The sequence below is a fragment of the Herminiimonas sp. genome (assembly GCF_030655415.1).
Window position 1 is genome coordinate 120,615 of the sequence record NZ_JAURVN010000010.1, and the last position, 18,907, is coordinate 139,521.

The 18,907-nt window shown below is 50.8% G+C and carries 20 protein-coding genes; 11 read left to right on the forward strand and 9 right to left on the reverse strand.

The genetic code is table 11. From position 1 onward, the window contains the following. Nucleotides 1–11: 11 nt before the first annotated feature. On the reverse strand, nt 12–905 hold the full coding sequence (locus Q7T66_RS08290; protein WP_304932862.1) for an EI24 domain-containing protein: 894 nt from the start codon (nt 903–905) through the stop codon (nt 12–14). 197 nt (nt 906–1,102) lie between these two features. On the opposite strand from Q7T66_RS08290, the gene Q7T66_RS08295 reads away from it, so the two are divergent. Continuing rightward, a complete protein-coding gene (locus Q7T66_RS08295) occupies nt 1,103–1,459 on the forward strand; it encodes an FKBP-type peptidyl-prolyl cis-trans isomerase (RefSeq protein WP_304932863.1) in 357 nt (118 codons plus the stop codon). A gap of 109 nt (nt 1,460–1,568) precedes the next feature. Next, nucleotides 1,569–1,823, forward strand: a complete 255-nt coding sequence (locus tag Q7T66_RS08300) for an acyl-CoA-binding protein (protein ID WP_304932864.1) — start codon at nt 1,569–1,571, stop codon at nt 1,821–1,823. An 83-nt stretch (nt 1,824–1,906) separates the two neighbouring features. Here Q7T66_RS08300 and Q7T66_RS08305 read toward each other — a convergent pair whose 3' ends face one another. From Q7T66_RS08305 to Q7T66_RS08315, 3 genes are read right to left on the reverse strand one after another with little or no spacing between them, the layout of a single operon-like run. Continuing rightward, nucleotides 1,907–2,191, reverse strand: a complete 285-nt coding sequence (locus Q7T66_RS08305; protein ID WP_304932865.1) for a polyhydroxyalkanoic acid system family protein — start codon at nt 2,189–2,191, stop codon at nt 1,907–1,909. A gap of 2 nt (nt 2,192–2,193) precedes the next feature. Then, a complete protein-coding gene (locus tag Q7T66_RS08310; RefSeq protein WP_304932866.1) occupies nt 2,194–3,177 on the reverse strand; it encodes a D-glycerate dehydrogenase in 984 nt (327 codons plus the stop codon). Nucleotides 3,178–3,187: 10 nt separating this feature from the next. Continuing rightward, nucleotides 3,188–4,594, reverse strand: coding sequence for a sodium:proton antiporter (locus Q7T66_RS08315; RefSeq protein WP_304932867.1), 1,407 nt, complete (start codon nt 4,592–4,594; stop codon nt 3,188–3,190). Between the two features lie 273 nt (nt 4,595–4,867). Here Q7T66_RS08315 and fdxA point away from each other — a divergent pair, with 273 nt between their 5' ends. From fdxA to nth, 4 genes are all read left to right on the forward strand, one after another. Beyond that, on the forward strand, nt 4,868–5,191 hold the full coding sequence (gene fdxA, locus Q7T66_RS08320; protein WP_304932868.1) for a ferredoxin FdxA: 324 nt from the start codon (nt 4,868–4,870) through the stop codon (nt 5,189–5,191). Between the two features lie 218 nt (nt 5,192–5,409). Next, entirely contained in the window at nt 5,410–6,645 is a 1,236-nt protein-coding gene (locus Q7T66_RS08325) for a polyhydroxyalkanoate depolymerase (RefSeq protein WP_304932869.1), read from the forward strand. 126 nt (nt 6,646–6,771) lie between these two features. Next, nucleotides 6,772–7,473 carry an electron transport complex subunit RsxB gene (gene rsxB, locus Q7T66_RS08330; RefSeq protein WP_304932896.1) on the forward strand — a complete coding sequence of 234 codons (702 nt, stop codon included), beginning with the start codon at nt 6,772–6,774 and terminating at the stop codon, nt 7,471–7,473. After that, entirely contained in the window at nt 7,470–8,120 is a 651-nt protein-coding gene (gene nth, locus Q7T66_RS08335) for an endonuclease III (RefSeq protein ID WP_304932870.1), read from the forward strand. The genes rsxB and nth overlap by 4 nt, the downstream gene beginning before the upstream one ends. Before the next feature lie 57 nt (nt 8,121–8,177). Here nth and Q7T66_RS08340 read toward each other — a convergent pair whose 3' ends face one another. Beyond that, entirely contained in the window at nt 8,178–8,786 is a 609-nt protein-coding gene (locus tag Q7T66_RS08340; protein WP_304932871.1) for a malonic semialdehyde reductase, read from the reverse strand. A gap of 152 nt (nt 8,787–8,938) precedes the next feature. On the opposite strand from Q7T66_RS08340, the gene Q7T66_RS08345 reads away from it, so the two are divergent. Then, nucleotides 8,939–9,361: a DUF1841 family protein gene (locus Q7T66_RS08345; protein WP_304932872.1), complete on the forward strand. Its 423-nt coding sequence runs from the start codon at nt 8,939–8,941 to the stop codon at nt 9,359–9,361. A 95-nt stretch (nt 9,362–9,456) separates the two neighbouring features. On the opposite strand, the gene Q7T66_RS08350 is transcribed toward Q7T66_RS08345, so the two are convergent. The 3 genes from Q7T66_RS08350 to Q7T66_RS08360 form a co-directional block, all read right to left on the reverse strand. Then, the gene (locus Q7T66_RS08350; RefSeq protein WP_304932873.1) at nt 9,457–9,810 is read right to left on the reverse strand and encodes a cytochrome c; all 354 of its coding nucleotides are present in this window, start codon (nt 9,808–9,810) and stop codon (nt 9,457–9,459) included. Nucleotides 9,811–9,821: 11 nt separating this feature from the next. Further along, nucleotides 9,822–10,142, reverse strand: coding sequence for a cytochrome c (locus Q7T66_RS08355; protein ID WP_304932874.1), 321 nt, complete (start codon nt 10,140–10,142; stop codon nt 9,822–9,824). A 230-nt stretch (nt 10,143–10,372) separates the two neighbouring features. Beyond that, nucleotides 10,373–12,538: a site-specific recombinase gene (locus tag Q7T66_RS08360; protein ID WP_304932875.1), complete on the reverse strand. Its 2,166-nt coding sequence runs from the start codon at nt 12,536–12,538 to the stop codon at nt 10,373–10,375. 190 nt (nt 12,539–12,728) lie between these two features. On the opposite strand from Q7T66_RS08360, the gene Q7T66_RS08365 reads away from it, so the two are divergent. Then, the gene (locus Q7T66_RS08365; protein WP_304932876.1) at nt 12,729–13,583 is read left to right on the forward strand and encodes a MoxR family ATPase; all 855 of its coding nucleotides are present in this window, start codon (nt 12,729–12,731) and stop codon (nt 13,581–13,583) included. 27 nt (nt 13,584–13,610) lie between these two features. Next, nucleotides 13,611–14,780, forward strand: coding sequence for a VWA domain-containing protein (locus Q7T66_RS08370; protein WP_304932877.1), 1,170 nt, complete (start codon nt 13,611–13,613; stop codon nt 14,778–14,780). A 64-nt stretch (nt 14,781–14,844) separates the two neighbouring features. Here the strand turns inward: Q7T66_RS08370 and Q7T66_RS08375 are convergent, their stop codons facing one another. Further along, nucleotides 14,845–15,675: a PleD family two-component system response regulator gene (locus tag Q7T66_RS08375; RefSeq protein ID WP_304932878.1), complete on the reverse strand. Its 831-nt coding sequence runs from the start codon at nt 15,673–15,675 to the stop codon at nt 14,845–14,847. 445 nt (nt 15,676–16,120) lie between these two features. On the opposite strand from Q7T66_RS08375, the gene Q7T66_RS08380 reads away from it, so the two are divergent. Beyond that, entirely contained in the window at nt 16,121–18,106 is a 1,986-nt protein-coding gene (locus tag Q7T66_RS08380) for a DNA topoisomerase IV subunit B (RefSeq protein WP_304932879.1), read from the forward strand. A gap of 2 nt (nt 18,107–18,108) precedes the next feature. Then, a complete protein-coding gene (locus tag Q7T66_RS08385; RefSeq protein ID WP_304932880.1) occupies nt 18,109–18,906 on the forward strand; it encodes a lytic transglycosylase domain-containing protein in 798 nt (265 codons plus the stop codon). Nucleotide 18,907: the final 1 nt, after the last annotated feature.

Here is an 18,907-nt window from a genome sequence, read left to right on the forward strand (position 1 = left end):
AAAATACGAATCTATTTTTTCTCGTCGAACACGGTATCGGTAAAAGTATCCGTTACAACGGTTTGCGTCAGCATAGGTGACGGATTTTCACAGTTCGGTTTCAGTTCGTCATTTGCTGCACGATGCTGCTTCAATGCTTCCATGCAGTAATGCTGGAACCATAAGCCGCTGAAGATGAATACCAGCACATACAACCAGATCGCTCCCGCTGCCAGTATTGGGAAAAAGATGACCGACAAGGCTCCGCCCAGCCACAGCAAGGTTGGCGCAGCGCCCATCGCACCAGTAATCGCGCCTATCAATAACAACTGCCAGCGATGCGTGCGCAAAATAGTTTTACGTTCCTCGGCGTCAGCGTGATCGGCCAAGGCGTCATACGCCATCACGCGATAGGTCAACCAACCCCAAAGCACAGGCTGAATCACAAAGGTCAAAGGCGGGATCAAAGACAGCGGCAGGGTAATAATCCACAGTACGAGGAAGATCACAAAGGACGAACTCGATGTCCACAAACTACCGAAGAACGTGCCGCCCTTGCGCACTTCCAGTTCTTTGTATTGCCGACTGCCTACGTGCTTGACTATCACCGGCATTGCCATCACCCCGACAAAAATCAAAGCCGTCAATATCATCAAAGGCAGCAAGATCCACATCGCGATCAACGGCACGACCACAGTCTTCAACGCGCCCATGCCGACCCACATCAACACATCATTGCTGAATCGAAAGCCATCGTTCTCGGCAAAATAATTTTGCAAGCCATCTATCATCGGCTGCTGATATAGCCATAGGCCAAAACCCCACACCACAACAGACAACACGAACGGCAGCACGCTCAGCAATAGCATCTTGAAATGCAGCTGAGACCATATGGCTCGTCCAAACGCGTTCAATACCGGGCGCATGAAGAAATATCCTTAGAAAATCAAATTCGCTAATATTGACCTGTACTTGATACCAGCCTATGCGAAGAGCGTTCATTTTACCGTGAGCAATTCTTCAGCGTTTGTCCGTGCATCATGACAAAGCGCATAGCCTGAAAAATGCCGCATCACCTGCTACAATCTGCCCACTTTCTGACCTCATTTTCAAAGGAATAAACATGGCTACTACCTCGACCTCATCCGGTTTGCAATACGAAGACAAAGTTATTGGCGAAGGCGAAGAAGCCGTAGCAGGCAATCACGTAACCGTGCATTACACCGGTTGGTTGCGCAACGACGACGGCACAGCCGGCGCAAAATTCGATTCCAGCAAAGATCGCAATGATCCATTCCAGTTCCCATTGGGCGCTGGTCATGTCATCAAAGGTTGGGACGAAGGCGTGCAAGGCATGAAAATCGGCGGCACCCGCACCCTGATCATTCCAGCATCGTTGGGCTATGGCGCACGCGGCGCTGGCGGCGTAATTCCACCGAACGCAACCCTGATTTTTGAAGTCGAACTGCTGGGCGTGTAAATCAAGTGCGTTCAAGGAGCTTAGAACTTCGGCTTGAAGTCGGAGTCTGAGCTCTAGTCAACGCGCTTCATTCCCAGTTTTTCACTCAATAATTTTTTCAGGAGATCCCATGAGCCTGCAAGAGCAATTCGATCAAGCACAAGCCGATTCCAAGAATCTGGCCGAACGTCCGGACAATCTGACATTGCTGAAGATTTATGCACTGTTCAAGCAAGCCGGTAGTGGTGATGTCGCCGGCGAACAACCTGCGATTACAGATTTTGTTGCACGTGCGAAGTGGGATGCATGGAACAATCTGAAAGGGACTTCTCAAGACGATGCAAAGCAACAGTACATCGATCTGGTGAATGACCTAAAAGGTTGAATAAGGTCTTTCAAGTCTGCTGAAATTAAAAAGCCCCGTATGAAAATATGGGGCTTTTTTCTGACTCTTTATTTGTATGTACTTTATGCAGCTTCGGCAAAATACTTCTTCATATTGCGCTCCACTTTTTCTTGCAATGTGCCGGCAAAAGCCTTGAACAAAAAATCCAGCGTGATATCGATCTGAGCTTCTTTATCGCGCAAGGCCAAGGTACCGGCCACACCGCTACGCTTGAACGACAGCACATCGCCATCCCACTGCGTCGTCATATCAAATTCTGTTGCCATTTTGTCGGCCACTTTTTGCGCCGCGTCTTTCGCCTGCTGCAATGGGAGTTGATGCTCCTGCTTGATACTGATATCTGCCATCTTTAGTTCTTCGCTTTCACTTCGGTGTTAATCAAATTTGGGGGCTGCTTGCCGCTTAATGCCGCAACCAGATTTGTCGATGCGCAATCGGCCATCGCACGCCGTGTTTTTTCCGAGCCACTCCCGATATGCGGCGTCAATACCACGTTCGACAAGGATAGAAAATCCGGATGGAAAGCCGGTTCATTTTCATAAACATCCAAACCCGCGGAAGCGATGCGATGTTCACGCAATGCTGCAATCAAGGCAACGTCATCGACAATCCCGCCGCGCGCAATATTCACCAGCGTCGCAGTTGGCTTCATGAAGGCCAGTTCTGCCGCACCAATGATGTGATGCGTTTGTGCCGAATATGGCAACACCAGAATCAAATGATCGGCACCTCGCAATAATTCTTCCTTGCTCACATAACGCGCGTTGTTGGCGTGTGCTTCCTGCTCTGGCGTGAGGCGACTACGATTATGATAAATAACCTTCATGTCAAAGCCCATCGAGCGACGTGCGATCGCTTGTCCTATGCGGCCCATGCCAAGTATACCAAGCGTGGCGCCATGGACATCAGCTCCAAGGAATTGATCGAAGCGCCAGTTCTTCCACTTGCCGGCACGCAGATAATGTTCAGACTCAGATACGCGACGCGCGTTCGCCATCAACAAAGACCATGCGTAATCGGCGGTCGTTTCATTCAACACATCTGGCGTATTCGTAACCATAATGCCGGCGCTGGTGGCAGCAGCAACATCGATGTTGTTGTATCCGACAGCCACATTACAAATTGCCTTCAAATGAGAATTGGCGGCGATCACTTCAGCAGACAACTTCTCGCTACTCGTGATCACGATCGCATCTTTACCCTGCATTTTTTCATGCAATTCAGCGGCAGAAAAAATCTTATCTTCCTGATTTGACTCAACATCAAAGTGTTGCTGCAAGCGTTCAATCACATCAGGGAACGTTGCACGTGCGACGAGTACTTTTTGTTTCATATACGTCTCCTCAGATGAAAAAGATAAAAGTCATCAAAATGAACAAGGGGATAAGAATCGCACAGGACCACGCCATGTAACCGAAAAACGATGGCATCTTGATGCCGCGCTCTTCTGCAATCGCCTTGACCATCATGTTCGGTGCATTCCCAATGTAGCTATTCGCGCCCATGAATACGGCACCGCAAGAAATCGCCGCCAGCGTTGCCGACAATGTCGTCATCAATACCGTCGCATCGCCGCCTGCCGTATTAAAGAACACCAAATAAGTAGGTGCATTATCGAGGAAAGACGACAGAATACCGGTCGCCCAAAAATACATCGCATTAATAGGCTGCCCATTGCCGTCTGTAACGGCGCGCACGATGGATGCAAATGCTCCCGACTCACCTGCGCGCAACATGGCGATCACGGGAATGATCGTAATGAAAATACCGGCAAACAATTTTCCGACTTCCTGGATCGGCCCCCAGGAAAACTCGTTGCCGCTGCGCGCACTTTTCGGCGTCAACCATAGTGACAATCCAATCACTACGATCAACAAAACATCACGCAACAGATGTTGCAACTCGACAGTATTACCGAAGAAGGTAAAAGCGATGCCGGACTTCCAGAAGCCACTCATTAATACCAGCGCTATTACAACTACGAGCAAGGCAAAATTGATTTTGCCATCGAAGCGAATCGCAGAATCCGGTGTTGGATCAAGTTCCGGCGAGACGATTTCTTCTCGTTTGTGATAATAGTGACTATCGAGCAGATAAAAAATAATCAGCAGCGCCGTACATAGAAATATGGTGGGCGCGAAAAGATGTTGCACGGTCCAGAAAAAATCCACCCCTTTCAGGAATCCGAGGAATAGCGGTGGATCTCCAAGCGGCGTCAGTGCGCCGCCGGCATTTGCCACCAAAAAAATAAAGAATACGACAATGTGCGCCGCATGTTTGCGATTGTCATTCGCGCGTATCAAGGGCCGAATCAACAGCATCGCAGCGCCTGTCGTCCCCATAAAACTGGCGAGCACCGTCCCAATCGCGAGCAAGCCTGTATTCAATGCGGGCGTGCCGTGTAAATTACCGCGCACGCAAATGCCACCAGCGACCACAAACAATGTCGTGATCAAAATAATGAAGGGGAAAAATTCCGCCACGAAAGCATGCACGGCACCGTGGATCGCCGTGGCAGAACCAAAGAAAATCGCGCAAGGCAGCAGAAACGCCAGCGACCAAGCCACAGTCAATTTTCCAAAATGGTGATGCCAAAAACCAGGTGTCAACAAGGGGCATAAGGCTATCGATAACAGCAAGCCAGCAAATGGAATGCCCCACATTACGGACAATCCGCTGCCATTCAATTCTGCCGCGCTGCCTAGCGCTGGCGCCAAGGCGAGCATGCCAACGAGTAAATGTGCACGCATGGTGACTCCGGTATTGAAGGGGAGTCATTTTATCCCAGAAAAAATATGTCTTGGCAGCAAGGGACATGAGGACTTGAGGGTGTAATCAAATTACCGAAATCCAGCACCGCTACAGATGCATCGCGCATGAACATATTCGGAATCTGTATAACCGGGATTTGTGAGAAAGAGCGATATGCCTTAAAATACTATGCTTTGCGATTGCCGCCAGCGTATGCATTCCATGCGCGATCCGGGCAGTCAGCTCCATTCAAATATTTAGTTAGGACTGGTATGACCCACGTAGTGACCGATTCCTGCGTACTTTGCCGTTACACAGATTGCGTAGACGTGTGCCCGGTGGATTGCTTTCGCGAGGGCCCGAATTTCCTGTCTATCGACCCGGATGAATGCATCGACTGCGCGGTGTGCGTAGCTGAATGCCCAGTCAACGCGATTTATGCAGAAGAAGATGTGCCCGCTGATCAACAGCATTACATCAAACTGAACGTCGATTTGTCGCGCGAATGGCCGTCCATCACCAAGACCAAGGCGCCTTTGCCTGAAGCGGATGAATGGAAAGACAAGACTGACAAATTGCAGTATTTGGCGCGCTAATCGCTTAAATTACGCTGCACTTGATAAAACGCTCTCTGGTTTTGCCACAGGGCGTTTTTTAACGCCAAAAATTCGCAGCGATCCGACAGAACAGCTTGAATTTGAAATTTATTAACCTTATTACAATGAAATATCACCATAGTTATCAATGGTGCATTGCAATATAAAGGGTTTATACCCACAATCAAGGCAACAATCGTTCACGATAGAGGCCCACCATGCTTTACCAATTGCACGAGTTGAACCGCAACTTGCTCAATCCAATGATGCAATGGGCCGAAGCATCGTCCCGCCTTTTTACTGATCCTGCCTCGCCTTTTTCCTATACGCCGTTTGCTCACCGCATCGCGGCCGGATACGAGTTGATGTATCGCCTGGGCAAGCAATACGAAAAACCGCACTTCAACATCGAAACCGTAGAGATCAACGGCAAGGCTGTGCGCATCGTTGAAGAAGTGGCAGAAGAAAAATCATTCTGTACCTTGCTGCATTTTAAAAAAGCACTGCCGACAAAAGAATTCGCAGCCTTGAAGCAACCTACCGTTTTGCTGGTCGCGCCCTTATCCGGCCATCATTCGACCTTGCTGCGCGATACCGTACGCAGCCTGCTGCAAGATCACGATGTCTACGTAACCGATTGGGTCGATGCGCGCATGGTGCCGCTGACTGAAGGCCCTTTCCATCTGCACGATTACGTCTATTACATTCAGGACTTCATCCGCAAGCTAGGTCCGAACCTGCATGTAATCTCGGTATGCCAGCCTACTGTGCCAGTGATGGCAGCAATTTCCCTGATGGCCAGTGCTAGAGATCCCAAGTTGCCGAAGTCGATGACGATGATGGGCGGCCCTATCGACCCGCGCAAATCGCCAACCCAAGTCAATAATCTGGCGGTTGAAAAACCATACTCATGGTTTGAAAATCAAGTCATTTACAGCGTACCGGCCAACCATCCTGGCTTTGGCCGCAAGGTCTATCCAGGCTTCTTGCAGCACGCCGGTTTCATCGCGATGAATCCGGGCCGTCATGCTCAGAGTCATTGGGATTTTTATGAACACTTGCGCGAAGGCGATAACGAATCGGCGGAAGAACATCGCAAGTTTTACGATGAATACAATGCCGTGCTGGATATGCCGGCTGAGTATTATCTGGAAACGATCAAGACAGTTTTTCAGGAACACTGTCTGCCACTAGGCACATGGGAAATCGAAGGCAAGCTGGTCAAACCGCAAGATATCAAAACCGTGGCGCTGTTCACCATCGAAGGTGAAAAGGACGACATCTCGGGCGCGGGCCAAACCCATGCGGCACAAGACTTGTGTTCATCCATCGCCAAATCCAACAAGCAGCAATTTACCGCGCCGCAATGCGGCCATTACGGCATCTTCTCCGGTCGTAAATGGCGCGAGATCATTTGTCCGAAAATCACGAGCTTTATTGCGAACCATTCCTGATACGAAGCTGATACTTAGCTGAACCACTTAACAACGCGTAAAAAATATCAATTCAAAGCCACATCCGCGCTTTTTCCATTTGGCGCACAGGCCCGTATAAGACGATAATTCTGTTTTATTCTTCGCATCGCCTCCGTGTCATCACCCACCGATAAATCGCTCGCAGATCAGCTTGAAGATCTGCTGCCGCAAACGCAATGCACGAAGTGCGGCTATCCCGCATGCCGTCCGTATGCGGAAGCAATGGCCGATGGCAGCGCTAGCTACAACCAATGCCCACCAGGCGGCATTGAAGGCGTCGCACGACTGGCAAAAGTACTCGGCAAAAAGGTCATACCTATCAATCCGGTCAACGGCGTAGAACGGCCACGTCCGGTTGCATTCATTGATGAAGCAATCTGCATCGGTTGCACCTTGTGCATACAAGCGTGCCCCGTTGATGCCATCGTAGGTGCTGCCAAGCAGATGCACACCATCGTCACCGATCTGTGCACCGGTTGTGATCTGTGCGTCGCGCCATGTCCAGTTGATTGCATCGCGATGATCGAGGTCACTCCTGGCAAAACTGGTTGGGATGCTTGGTCACAGGCACAAGCCGATGCCGCGCGCGAGCGGCACGACTTCCGCAGCGCACGTTTGCAACGCGAAAAAGAAGAGAACGAGACGAGACTTGCTGCAAAAGCTGCCGCGAAACTGCAGGAAGTGCAATCCGAAACTCCGATTTCGGATGCAGAGAAAGCTGAACAGGCGCGCAAGAAAGCCATCATTCAAGCCGCGATAGAACGCGCACGGCTGAAAAAAGAACAAGCAGAGAAAGACGCTAAATGAACGCAGAAAAACGACGTGAAATTTTTAATCGACTGCGCACTGCGAATCCACATCCGACTACCGAACTTGAATATCAAACGCCATTCCAGTTACTGATTGCCGTGCTGCTATCGGCACAGGCGACCGACGTTTCCGTCAACAAAGCCACACGCAAACTGTATCCGCATGCCGGCACACCGAGGAAGATTTACGCACTCGGCGTCGAAGGCTTGATTCCCTATATTCAAACCATAGGTCTGTTTCGTACCAAGGCGAAAAACGTCATTGAAACTTGCAGGATCTTGCTGGCGGAACATGGCGGCGAAGTACCGCGCACGCGTGAAGAACTCGAAGCCTTGCCAGGTGTAGGCCGCAAGACCGCCAATGTGGTGATGAATACCGCATTCGGGGAAGCGACGATTGCAGTCGATACCCATATCTTCCGCGTATCGAATCGCACCGGCCTTGCGCCTGGTAAAAATGTCGATATCGTTGAACAAAAACTGATGAAATTTGTAGCACCAGAATTTCAGCAAGATGCACATCACTGGCTGATTTTGCATGGCCGCTACACCTGCATCGCCCGCACGCCAAAATGCTGGAACTGCATCATTGCTGATCTGTGTGAGTACAAACAGAAGACGCCTTTGCCTGCCAAAGGCGTATGACTTTTAGGAAAAGCATTTCTTGAAAACGCTTTTCCTTTTCCACTGTACAGCACGAATTTACAAAACGATGGCGCAGCTCGCTTCGAACGTCAGGCGCGGCAGACGCGGCTTGATTTTGTCGTGATCGCCGTAACCTATGCTGCACAGGAAATTGGCTTTTACCTGCGTACCAACGAAGAAATTCTCGTTCACTTTATCTGCATCAAAACCCGACATCGGGCCGCAATCCAGACCAATCGCTCGCGCCGCCATGATGAAATACGCGCCCTGCAAGGATGAATTACGAAATGCTGTTTCTTCTATCAGTTTGTCGTTGCCTGCAAATACTGCCTGCGCATCCATGTGCGGGAACAACTGCGGCAACTTGCGTGGAAACGCCATGTCCATGCCGATAATCGCTGTAATCGGTGCCGTTTTAATTTTCTGTACATTGCCGGCTGATACGCATGCCGCCAGCTTCTCTTTCGCTTCTGGCGACTTGACGAAGGCAATACGGGTCGGTGAACAATTCATCGAGGTCGGTGCCCATTTCATCAGTTCGTAAATTTCACGTAACTGGCCATTGGTGACAGGCTTGTCCAGCCAGACAGAATTGGTATGTGCTTGGGTGAAGAGCGTATCAAGAGCTTCCTGGTTCAACATGGTCGTTTCCGTTTCAGATTTCAAAATATTTCAAAAGATGCGCCGCATCGCGGCATTAGCGCTAAAGCAATAGAACCGTATGTTATCCGAAACACGCGCTGCAGTTCAGCTACAAGCCACGTACAATGTCGGTCTGCGTTCAACGAACAGTATTTTATTGCGCCTTTATTCTTTCCATGTTCACACCTTCACAACACGATGTACGCCGTTTTTTTTGCGAGACTTTTCGCAAACAACGTGCGAATGAAATCCTCACACCGCTGGAAGCGATCGCGCGCGACTGGTTGATCCAGCATCCCGAATATGCAGACGAATTAACGGATGTGGAAGCAGCACTGGCGAAGGATTATTCAGTTGAATCTGGCCAGGCTAATCCCTTCCTGCATCTGTCCATGCATTTGTCGATTGCCGAACAAATCTCTATCGATCAGCCACCCGGCATACGCGCTGCGTACACTGGTTTGGCACATCGTTTAGGCTCCGAACATGACGCGCATCACCAGATCATGGAATGCCTGGGCGAGATGATTTGGTCTTCGCAGCGCAATGGCACGCCGCCGGATGGCGCGGCTTACATAGAATGCATCAAGCGTCGCTGAATACTTTTTGCAATGCTGACGAACATAAAAAAGCCACGAAGTATCGTGGCTTTTTCTTTGCGAAAACTACTCGCATTTAAATCTAAGTTTTTAGCTCACTTACGCAGCACCAGATTTGTCGGCAGGCTGTGCAAATACGCAGCAATGTTTTCGATATCCTGATTCGACAACTGCTTGGCCAAAGGCGCCATGATCGCGTTGCTACGACCATTCGACACTGTATTGCCGCGCTTGTAGGCAACCAGTGCGTGCTTCAGATAATCCTTGTGCTGACCAGCCAGTGTTGGATAAGCAGGATCGATAGGTGTCTTGAAATCGGCGCCGTGGCAGGAGGCGCAATTGTATTTGGCGACTGCGGCTTTACCGGCTTCGATCTTGCTGTCAGCCGTAGCGTTCAGCGAGACCAGTGCAGACAGCGATACAACAGCCAATGCGAGAATTTTTTTCATATGGGCTCCCGTTATTTCTGTTGCGAGTAGTAAGCGGCAACGTCGGCGATATCCTGATCCGACATGCTCGTCGCAATACCACGCATGGACGGGTGATTACGGTCGCCTTTTTTATATGCATTCAAGGCACTGACGATGTATTTTTCCGACTGCCCGCCTATCATGGGCACTTGGTAAACTTCCGGGAAAGTCGCCTTGTAGCCTGGGATGCCGTGGCATCCAATACACATCGCAACCTTGTTGACAGCTGCTTTGGCATCGCCAACAACTTCCGCCGCAGCAGCAAAGTTGGCCACACCCGCGAGCGCGAGAAGTGCAAATAGTTTTTTCATGATAGCTATGGTTGAGTAAACGAAACCTGCGCCGAACCTGCGCAAAACCTGCGAAATAACTCGGTAAAACGCGTCGCAGCAAAACATCTCTCTGCAGCGAAAAAGTTACTTCTTCACACCAAAACCGCTCGATTCTACCTTAAGAGATAGGGAGCGTCCACGTTCAAATGGCCGTGCGTGTACAGCATCCGACAGTCGCCTTTTGAGCGTTTATCCATGCGGATTTGCGCTCAGTCATCTCGCTGAAATACGATTTTTTTCTCGGCGCGCTCTTGTTCCTCTGACTCTTTGGCGGCTTGCTCATCTGCTGCTTCTTCGGCCTCGATCACGGCAGGACTCTCAGGCTTGGTCGGCCAGAAGAAAATGTATGGCGTCAACGTAAAACGGCGTAACACGGCGCGGAACACCAGCCGTCGTACCCGCTTCGGCACATCGCGTGCACGCAAAGCCAGAGCCAGCGCACAAGAGAACGCCACGCCGACATTCACCAAACCGATGGCGATAATACCCGCGCAAGCCAGCCAGAACTGTGGCGTCAACATCGCTTCCCAGCCAAGGCTACTGACTGCTGCTGCCAGCGTTGCAGTCGACAAGGTCACGTGGCGCACGTCCAGCGGCAAACCAAAGAACTGCGCAATCACCGGCATCATGCCCAGCAAAATCGCCAGCGAGACGTTACCGACTATGCTCGATACATTGTGTTCCAGCCAGTGCGCCCAACGCTCCGCGCGATGCGCGCCCAGCGCGTGCACCAAACGACGATGATGTGCGATTGACTCTCTCAGTCTGCGCAACGCAAACCAGTTATCGGCAAAACCCGCCATCAAGCTGGCCAGCCACAACAAAATGCCTGTGAATGCTGCGAACAACGGCGTCACGCCGACTATCGATAATGAATTGATAGTCGCCTGCGCTTTTTCGGGACCCATCAATGGCTTGCCGAATATAAATAGCGCAGCAAACGACAAGATAATTACCACGGGCGCCACTGCCAGCAGATTGCCAAATACCGCCGCTGCTTGTGAACGCAGCAGTGCCGCAATCCGCGCCAGCAATTCACGCAAGCCTTCCACTGTGTCCAGCTCGCCCATTTGCGCTGCTAGTGCTGGCGCAGTCACTGCCGGTTGCTTGGTCGCCAGTACGCCACCGATCGCGGTGATAATCAGGAAGCTCAATGCAAAGTTAATCGACAGGAATACGCCTTCGAAAAAATGTGCAAGGCCGAGGCCGGTGATACCAAGTTTCGCCAGCGCAGTGAACGCAGTGATAAAGCCACCCAGCATTGCCGCTCGCAACATCGCGCGATATTCATTGCGATCGCGTGCAATGTAATGCTCGCCGTGATTGGCATTACGCTCGACCATCTTGCGCGCCAGCAAAGAGAAACTGCGATTCACCAACTCACGTACCGATGAGCGGCGATGATGCGCAACAATCAAATCAACCAATACCGCTTGCACCTGACCGGAGCCAGCCTCGGCATGTGGCGCGCCGCGCAAATCCAGCAGACGCGCAATCCTGACCAGATGCGCGCGCATGCGTTCTACGTGATACACCAGACCGACCGATACGCCGTATTCATCCAGATGCGCGTAGATCTTGTCGGTTTGTGCCTGACATACCGCCAGCAACATGCGCACACTACGCAAACCCGCTTCATCCTTTGTGCTGCCGAATAAATAGTTTTCCAGCTCACGTCGCAAAGACATGAACGGTGTTGCCAGCAAAGGCATACGCGGTTCCAGGCGCTGGCGAAACGCAGGACTGATACCGACGGAAATCACCATCGTCACCAGATACAACATGGCCTCGTCGATCTGCTGACGATAGCCATGTGCAATCCCATCGTCGCCGCCCAGCTTCCACAAGCGTGATAAAGTTTTTGAATCAAGTTCAAGCAGCCACTCTGCATCCGACTCATCGGGGAACATCGCGGTAAACAAGGTCGACAAATCCTGCTGTCCTACCGGACGCGGCAAGATCAACTTCACCATGCGTTCAGACAATTCAGAAAAGAATGCAGACTCGCGCGGCAAACCAGTCGCCGAAAACAATTCAGGCCCGGTTGCTTCTCGCAAAGTTTTGCGCAAGGTTGCCTGCACGCCTTGTTTGACCTCGCGATTGCCGTCCAGCCAATCCAGCAAGAAGCGTATGCGCTGATGTTTGACCCGACGCCATTCGCCGTTATCCAGCAAGGAAACTTTCGGCTCACGACGTATCCAGTCCGCCAGATCAATCATCCAGTTGGCGCGTGCATGCCAGGACGCGTCGGGATCGGCCCTACGCATCAGCGATTCAATCTGCGGTAAATACTGCGAATGGTCCGTGTGATGTCTTAGCGCACCACGACGGAATCTGCGCCAGACGGCACAGATTCTTAAGAAAGAGATTTTCATTTAATAATTATTGTAATAAGGGCATTCAAAAAGCGTCCAACTGTCTCCTGCCCCTAAAGCATGTGCAAAAAAATATATAAACCAAGTCAGCAAGATGGTGATCTAGTGCAATTATGCAAGCTGCACACCATGCGCTTGTGTACGTGTTCTCGCTTATACTCCGATTTCTTTTCACCTTAATGACACCGTCATGCGACACGAAACACGCTTCGAAGGTTCCCAGAGCTACGTCACCACCCGCGACCTGAAACTCGCCGTCAATGCTGCATTGACTTTGCAGCGCCCCTTATTGATCAAGGGCGAGCCCGGCACTGGCAAAACCATGCTGGCAGAAGAAGTTGCTGCCGCGCTCAAGATGCCTTTAATGCAATGGCATATCAAATCGACGACCAAGGCGCAGCAGGGATTATACGAATACGACGCCGTATCGCGTTTGCGCGATTCGCAACTAGGCGATGAACGCGTCAAGGTCATCGACAACTACATCGTCAAAGGTGTGTTGTGGCAAGCGTTCACTGCCGACGAACAGGTCGTGTTGCTGATCGATGAAATCGACAAGGCCGACATCGAATTCCCGAATGACTTGCTGCGCGAACTCGACCGCATGGAATTCTATGTGTACGAAACCCGCGAAATGGTGAAAGCCAAACACAGGCCGCTCGTCATTATTACATCGAATAATGAAAAAGAATTGCCTGACGCCTTCTTGCGCCGCTGCTTCTTTCACTACATCAAGTTTCCTGACCGCGACACGATGGAACAAATCGTCGCCGTCCATTTTCCGAATTTGAAAAAAGAATTGCTGGCGAAAGCGCTGGAAGTTTTTTATCAAGTGCGCGACGTCAGTGGCTTGAAGAAAAAGCCATCGACTTCTGAATTACTGGATTGGCTCAAATTATTGCTGGCAGAAGATATTCCAGCCGAAGCATTACGCAGCCAGGATGACAAAACCATCATCCCGCCGCTGCACGGCGCCTTGCTGAAAAACGAACAAGACATTCATCTGTTCGAACGACTGGTTTTCATGTCGCGCACCAATCGCTAAGTTCAAAGCTGATCCACAGGACTTGCCGTGTTAATTGATTTTTTCTTCATGCTGAAAGATGCAAAGATTCCGGTTTCGATCAAGGAATTTTTGCTCTTGCTCGAAGCATTGGAGAAAGACGTCGCCCGTCATTCGCTGGATGATTTCTATTATCTGGCACGCCTGACACTCGTCAAAGACGAAGCGCACTTCGACAAATTCGATAGGACCTTCGGCCTGTACTTCAAAGGCATTGCTACTGTCTTCGAAGACAATGCGGCGATCCCGCTCGACTGGTTATTGAAACGTGCTGCGAAAGATTTAAGTCCGGCAGAACGCGCGCTGATAGAAAAATTCGGCTACGACAAACTGGCCGAACGCTTGCAAGAATTATTGAAAGAACAAAAAGAACGCCACGAAGGCGGCAGCAAATGGATAGGCACAGGCGGCACTTCGCCTTTCGGCAATAGCGGCAACAATCCGGAAGGCATACGCATAGGCGGCGAAAGCACCAATCGCTCTGCCGTTAAAGTATGGGAACAGCGCACTTACCGCGATTACGACACTTCACGTGAAATCGGCACCCGCAACATCAAGGTCGCATTACGCCGCCTGCGCAAATTTGCACGACAAGGTGTAGCCGATGAACTGGCGCTGGACGCCACGATACGCGCGACCGCCAATAATGCCGGCTACCTCGACATCAAGATGCAGGCCGAGCGCAAAAACAATATCAAGATTTTGATGCTGCTGGACGTGGGCGGCTCTATGGACGATCACATTCAGCGCACTGAAGAATTGTTTTCTGCGGCGAAAAGCGAATTCAAGAACATGGAGTTCTACTACTTCCATAACTGCGTCTACGATCACCTGTGGCGCAACAACCAGCGCAAGCATGCCGAACGTTTTGCAACCTGGGATGTATTGCGTAAATACACGCCGGATACCAAAGTGATTTTTGTCGGCGATGCGACTATGAGTCCGTATGAAATTTTGCGTCCGGGCGGCGCGATCGACTATCACAACGAAGAAGCCGGTGCCGAATGGCTGCAACGTTTTACCAAGGCATTCCCAAGTTATGTCTGGCTCAACCCTGAGCCTGAAAATATTTGGGAATATCGTCAGTCAGTCGCGATCATCCGGCAGCAAATGAATAATCGTATGGTGCCGCTGACGCTGGAAGGGCTGGAGCGCGGCATGCGCTTGCTCAGCAAATAAAGAAATCGTTGCGGGAAGTTATTGCACAGCGAGCATCGTGCAAGGGTAAAACTTAAGCGGTGATTTAACGCGGCAAGTGCATGAATTTTTTCAACGCGCTGACGACATGTTGACTGGCCACAGGCTTGGTCAAAAATCCATCAACGTTCGCTTTGCGCGCAGCGTCCACATCGTAATCGCTGGATTTACTCACCAGAAAAATCACTGAAGTTTTGTCGTTAGGCCGCGCTGTTTTAACGGTCTGGCATAAGCGAAATGGATCTACGTCAGCAATAGACGTATTGATCAGCACCACCGACACACGCTGACGTACACACGCACCTTCCGCTTCGGCCTCGCCTTTGGCCCACAGCACTTCAATCTGATGACGCGCCAGAAATTCGGCGACGAAATCACGAAACGCCGGTGATTTGTCAACGATCAACACCGCGCCGCCATGCGGCAATTCGGTACGCAGACTTTCGTAATCGGCAGGATCGGTCAAGTCGATATCAACACGATTACGCCGGCGACGTTCTGGCACCATCACTACATCAGATGCTTCCAGACGGGCCAAGGTATCAGCGCGTTTTTCGATCAGGTTATCCAGCGCTTCGAACAAACGCTGCCAACGTATCGGTCTATCAACGCGCGTATAAGGAAGGGGAATAGTCGGCGTGCCAACCAAAAGCACAGGCCGCACATCGCTGGGACGCAAGTCAGACAAGGCCACCAGCGCCTTTAATTCTTCGGCATTGGCTATATATAAATCAGGATCCTGCAAATTATCTTCTGCCAGCCGAAAATAGCCGTAACCCTTGCCTTGGTCCAGAGCAAATGTGGCATCGAAGATTTCGGTTTCCTGTTGATTGAATCCAATCAGGCGAGCCGCAAAAGGGAAACTATTAGCTGACATTGAATCGTGAAGAGCAAACCATCGTCGTGTGAAAGGCGGCGCATAATTCCTGCGCATTAGTTAACATTTATACACCTTTAAAAACGATTAACAATCCCATAAATTAGCGAGGTAAACCGGGAAATATATAAAATTGTGCCAACTGTTTATCAAAACATATACATTTGACCGCTTTTGCCACAAAAGAGCCAGCGATGCGTCACAAATCTAACCTTATTTAACAATTCGGCGATTTCGCGCCCGTCGAGAGCAAAGTTAAATCGAGGGGCATCGCGACCACATCGGTTTTTTTCATTAGAATGCAGACACTTCGATGTACGCATCCTGATTAAAGCAACTTTTTAAAAGCAACAAATTAAGGAAAACGTTAAAAGCAATTATTGGAAGCAAAAGCGCAGCGCGAGCTTCCAACGTAAATTTTTCAGCCTCTTACCGTAACGATTGAATGGCCACTAAAAAATCCCCTGCCGACTATAGCGAATCCTCCATCCGTGTTCTGAAAGGTCTGGAACCGGTCAAGCAACGCCCCGGCATGTACACACGCACCGAGAATCCGCTGCACATCATCCAGGAAGTGATCGACAACGCATCCGATGAAGCGCTGGGCGGCTATTGCAAGAACATCGTCGTCACCCTGAATGCCGACGGCAGTGTCAGTGTGGAAGATGATGGTCGCGGCATTCCGGTTGGCATGCATCCGGAAGAAAAAGTCCCGACGGTAGAAATAGTTTTCACGCGTCTGCACGCAGGCGGCAAGTTCGACAAAGGTTCAGGCGGCGCGTACGCATTCTCCGGCGGCTTGCACGGCGTTGGCGTCTCGGTAACGAATGCCTTGTCGACCCGTTTGGAAATCACCGTATGGCGCGAAAACGGCGTGCACACATTGACGTTCTCCGGCGGCGATGTCATCGAACCGCTGAAATCACGTCCGATTGCGCGCGATGAAAAACGTAGCGGCACTAAAGTCACAGCATGGCCGGATGCTAAATATTTCGACTCATCTGTTATTCCCCAAGCTGAACTGCAGCGCCTGTTGCGCTCGAAAGCAGTTTTGCTGCCGGGCGTCAAAGTCACGTTGGTACATGCCAAAAGCGGTGAAGTACAAACCTGGCAATACGATCAAGGTTTGCGCGGTTATTTGACCGAGTCGCTGGCACAAGCATCAAATGCAGAAACCGTCATCCCGCTTTTTGAAGGCGAGCAATATGCGAACGCCGATGCCGAAGGTTTTGCCGAAGGCGAAGGCGCAGCATGGGTCGTGGCATGGACAGAAGATGGCGCGGTCGTGCGCGAGTCTTACGTCAATCTGATTCCGACCTCCAACGGCGGCACGCATGAATCCGGTTTACGCGAAGGCTTGTTCGGCGCGGTAAAAAGTTTTGTCGAGATGCATTCGCTGTTGCCAAAAGGCGTGAAGCTGTTGCCGGAAGACGTCTTCGCACGTGTGTCTTTTGTGTTGTCGGCCAAAGTACTGGACCCGCAATTCCAGGGACAAATCAAGGAACGTCTGAACTCGCGCGATGCAGTGCGATTGGTCTCCACCTACACGCGCCCTGCGCTCGAACTGTGGTTGAACCAGCATGTCGATTACGGCAAAAAACTCGCCGAGCTCGTCATCAAGCAAGCGCAATCGCGTCTGCGTTCTGCACAAAAAGTTGAGAAGAAAAAATCTTCAGGCGTTGCTGTCTTGCCGGGCAAATTGACCGACTGCGAATCATCCGATATCTCGCGCAATGAAATCTTTTTAGTCGAAGGTGATTCCGCCGGCGGCTCCGCCAAGATGGGCCGCGACAAAGAATTTCAGGCGATTTTGCCACTGCGCGGCAAGGTTTTGAACTCGTGGGAAACCGAACGTGATCGCCTGTTCGCCAACAATGAAATTCACGATATTGCGGTTGCGATCGGCATCGATCCGCACGGCAAAAACGATACCGTCGATTTCAGCAGCTTGCGTTACGGTCGCATCTGCATCCTGTCCGATGCGGACGTTGATGGTTCGCACATTCAAGTGCTGTTGTTGACGCTGTTCTTCAAACATTTCCCGCAACTGATCGATCGCGGCCACATCTGTATCGCACGTCCGCCGCTGTATCGCGTTGATGCACCTGCGCGTGGCAAAAAACCGATTCAGAAAATCTACGCGCTCGACGATGGTGAGCTGGAAGCGATCGAAGATAAATTGCGCAAGGATGGCGTCAAGGACAGCGCGTGGACGATCTCCCGCTTCAAAGGCCTGGGTGAAATGAACGCCGAACAGTTGTGGGAAACCACGATGAATCCGGATACGCGTCGTCTGTTGCCAGTCGCACTTGGCGAATTCGATCTGGACTTCTCTGAAGCGCGCTTCAATATGTTGATGGGCAAAGGCGAAGCCGCCGCACGTCGTACGTGGATAGAAGAGCACGGCAACGAAGCTGAGGCCGATATCTGATCATGAACATCGTGCGCACTTCCCTGTTGGCTTTGTCCTTATCGCTGTTATCCGTTGCTGCGCATGCAGACGTGTACGGCTATATCGATGCCAATGGTGAAGCGCACTTTGCGACAGAAAAACTGGACCAGCGTTACCAGTTGTTTGCACGTGGCGATCAGGCTTTGAATGCGGCGCGCCTCGCTCCTTTATCACCTGCAGAAAAAGAAACACCGCTGTTCCGTTATCTGTCGCAACATCCGAATCTGAAGAAATACGAAAAGCTGTTGAACGATGCCGCGAATGAATTCAATCTCGATCCGGCTTTATTGAAAGCAGTGATGGCAGCGGAATCAGGCTTCAATCCAAATGCGGTTTCGCCGAAAGGCGCAGTCGGTCTGATGCAATTGATGCCGGCAACCGCCGAACGCTTTGGCTTGCAAGCAGATCGCAAAAAAACTGTTGCACAAAAACTGACTGATCCGAAAACCAATATACGTTTAGGCGCACGTTATCTGCGCGTGCTGCGCGATATGTATCCGAATCAACAGCACTTGGTGTTGGCTTCGTATAACGCCGGTGAAGGCGCCGTGCAAAAATACAATGATGCGATTCCACCATTTGCCGAAACACGTAATTACGTCAAGCTGGTCACGCAGTTCTACAACTTGTACCAACCGACTTCGCGCTTTGCAGATAACGCTGTGTTTTCAAATCGGCATTCTGATTCAAAACGCATACACATGATTATTCCGGGGCGCCGCGACACTGGCGCTCCTGCAGAAACGTCTTCTGCTTATCCAAATACTTCCATCGAATAAC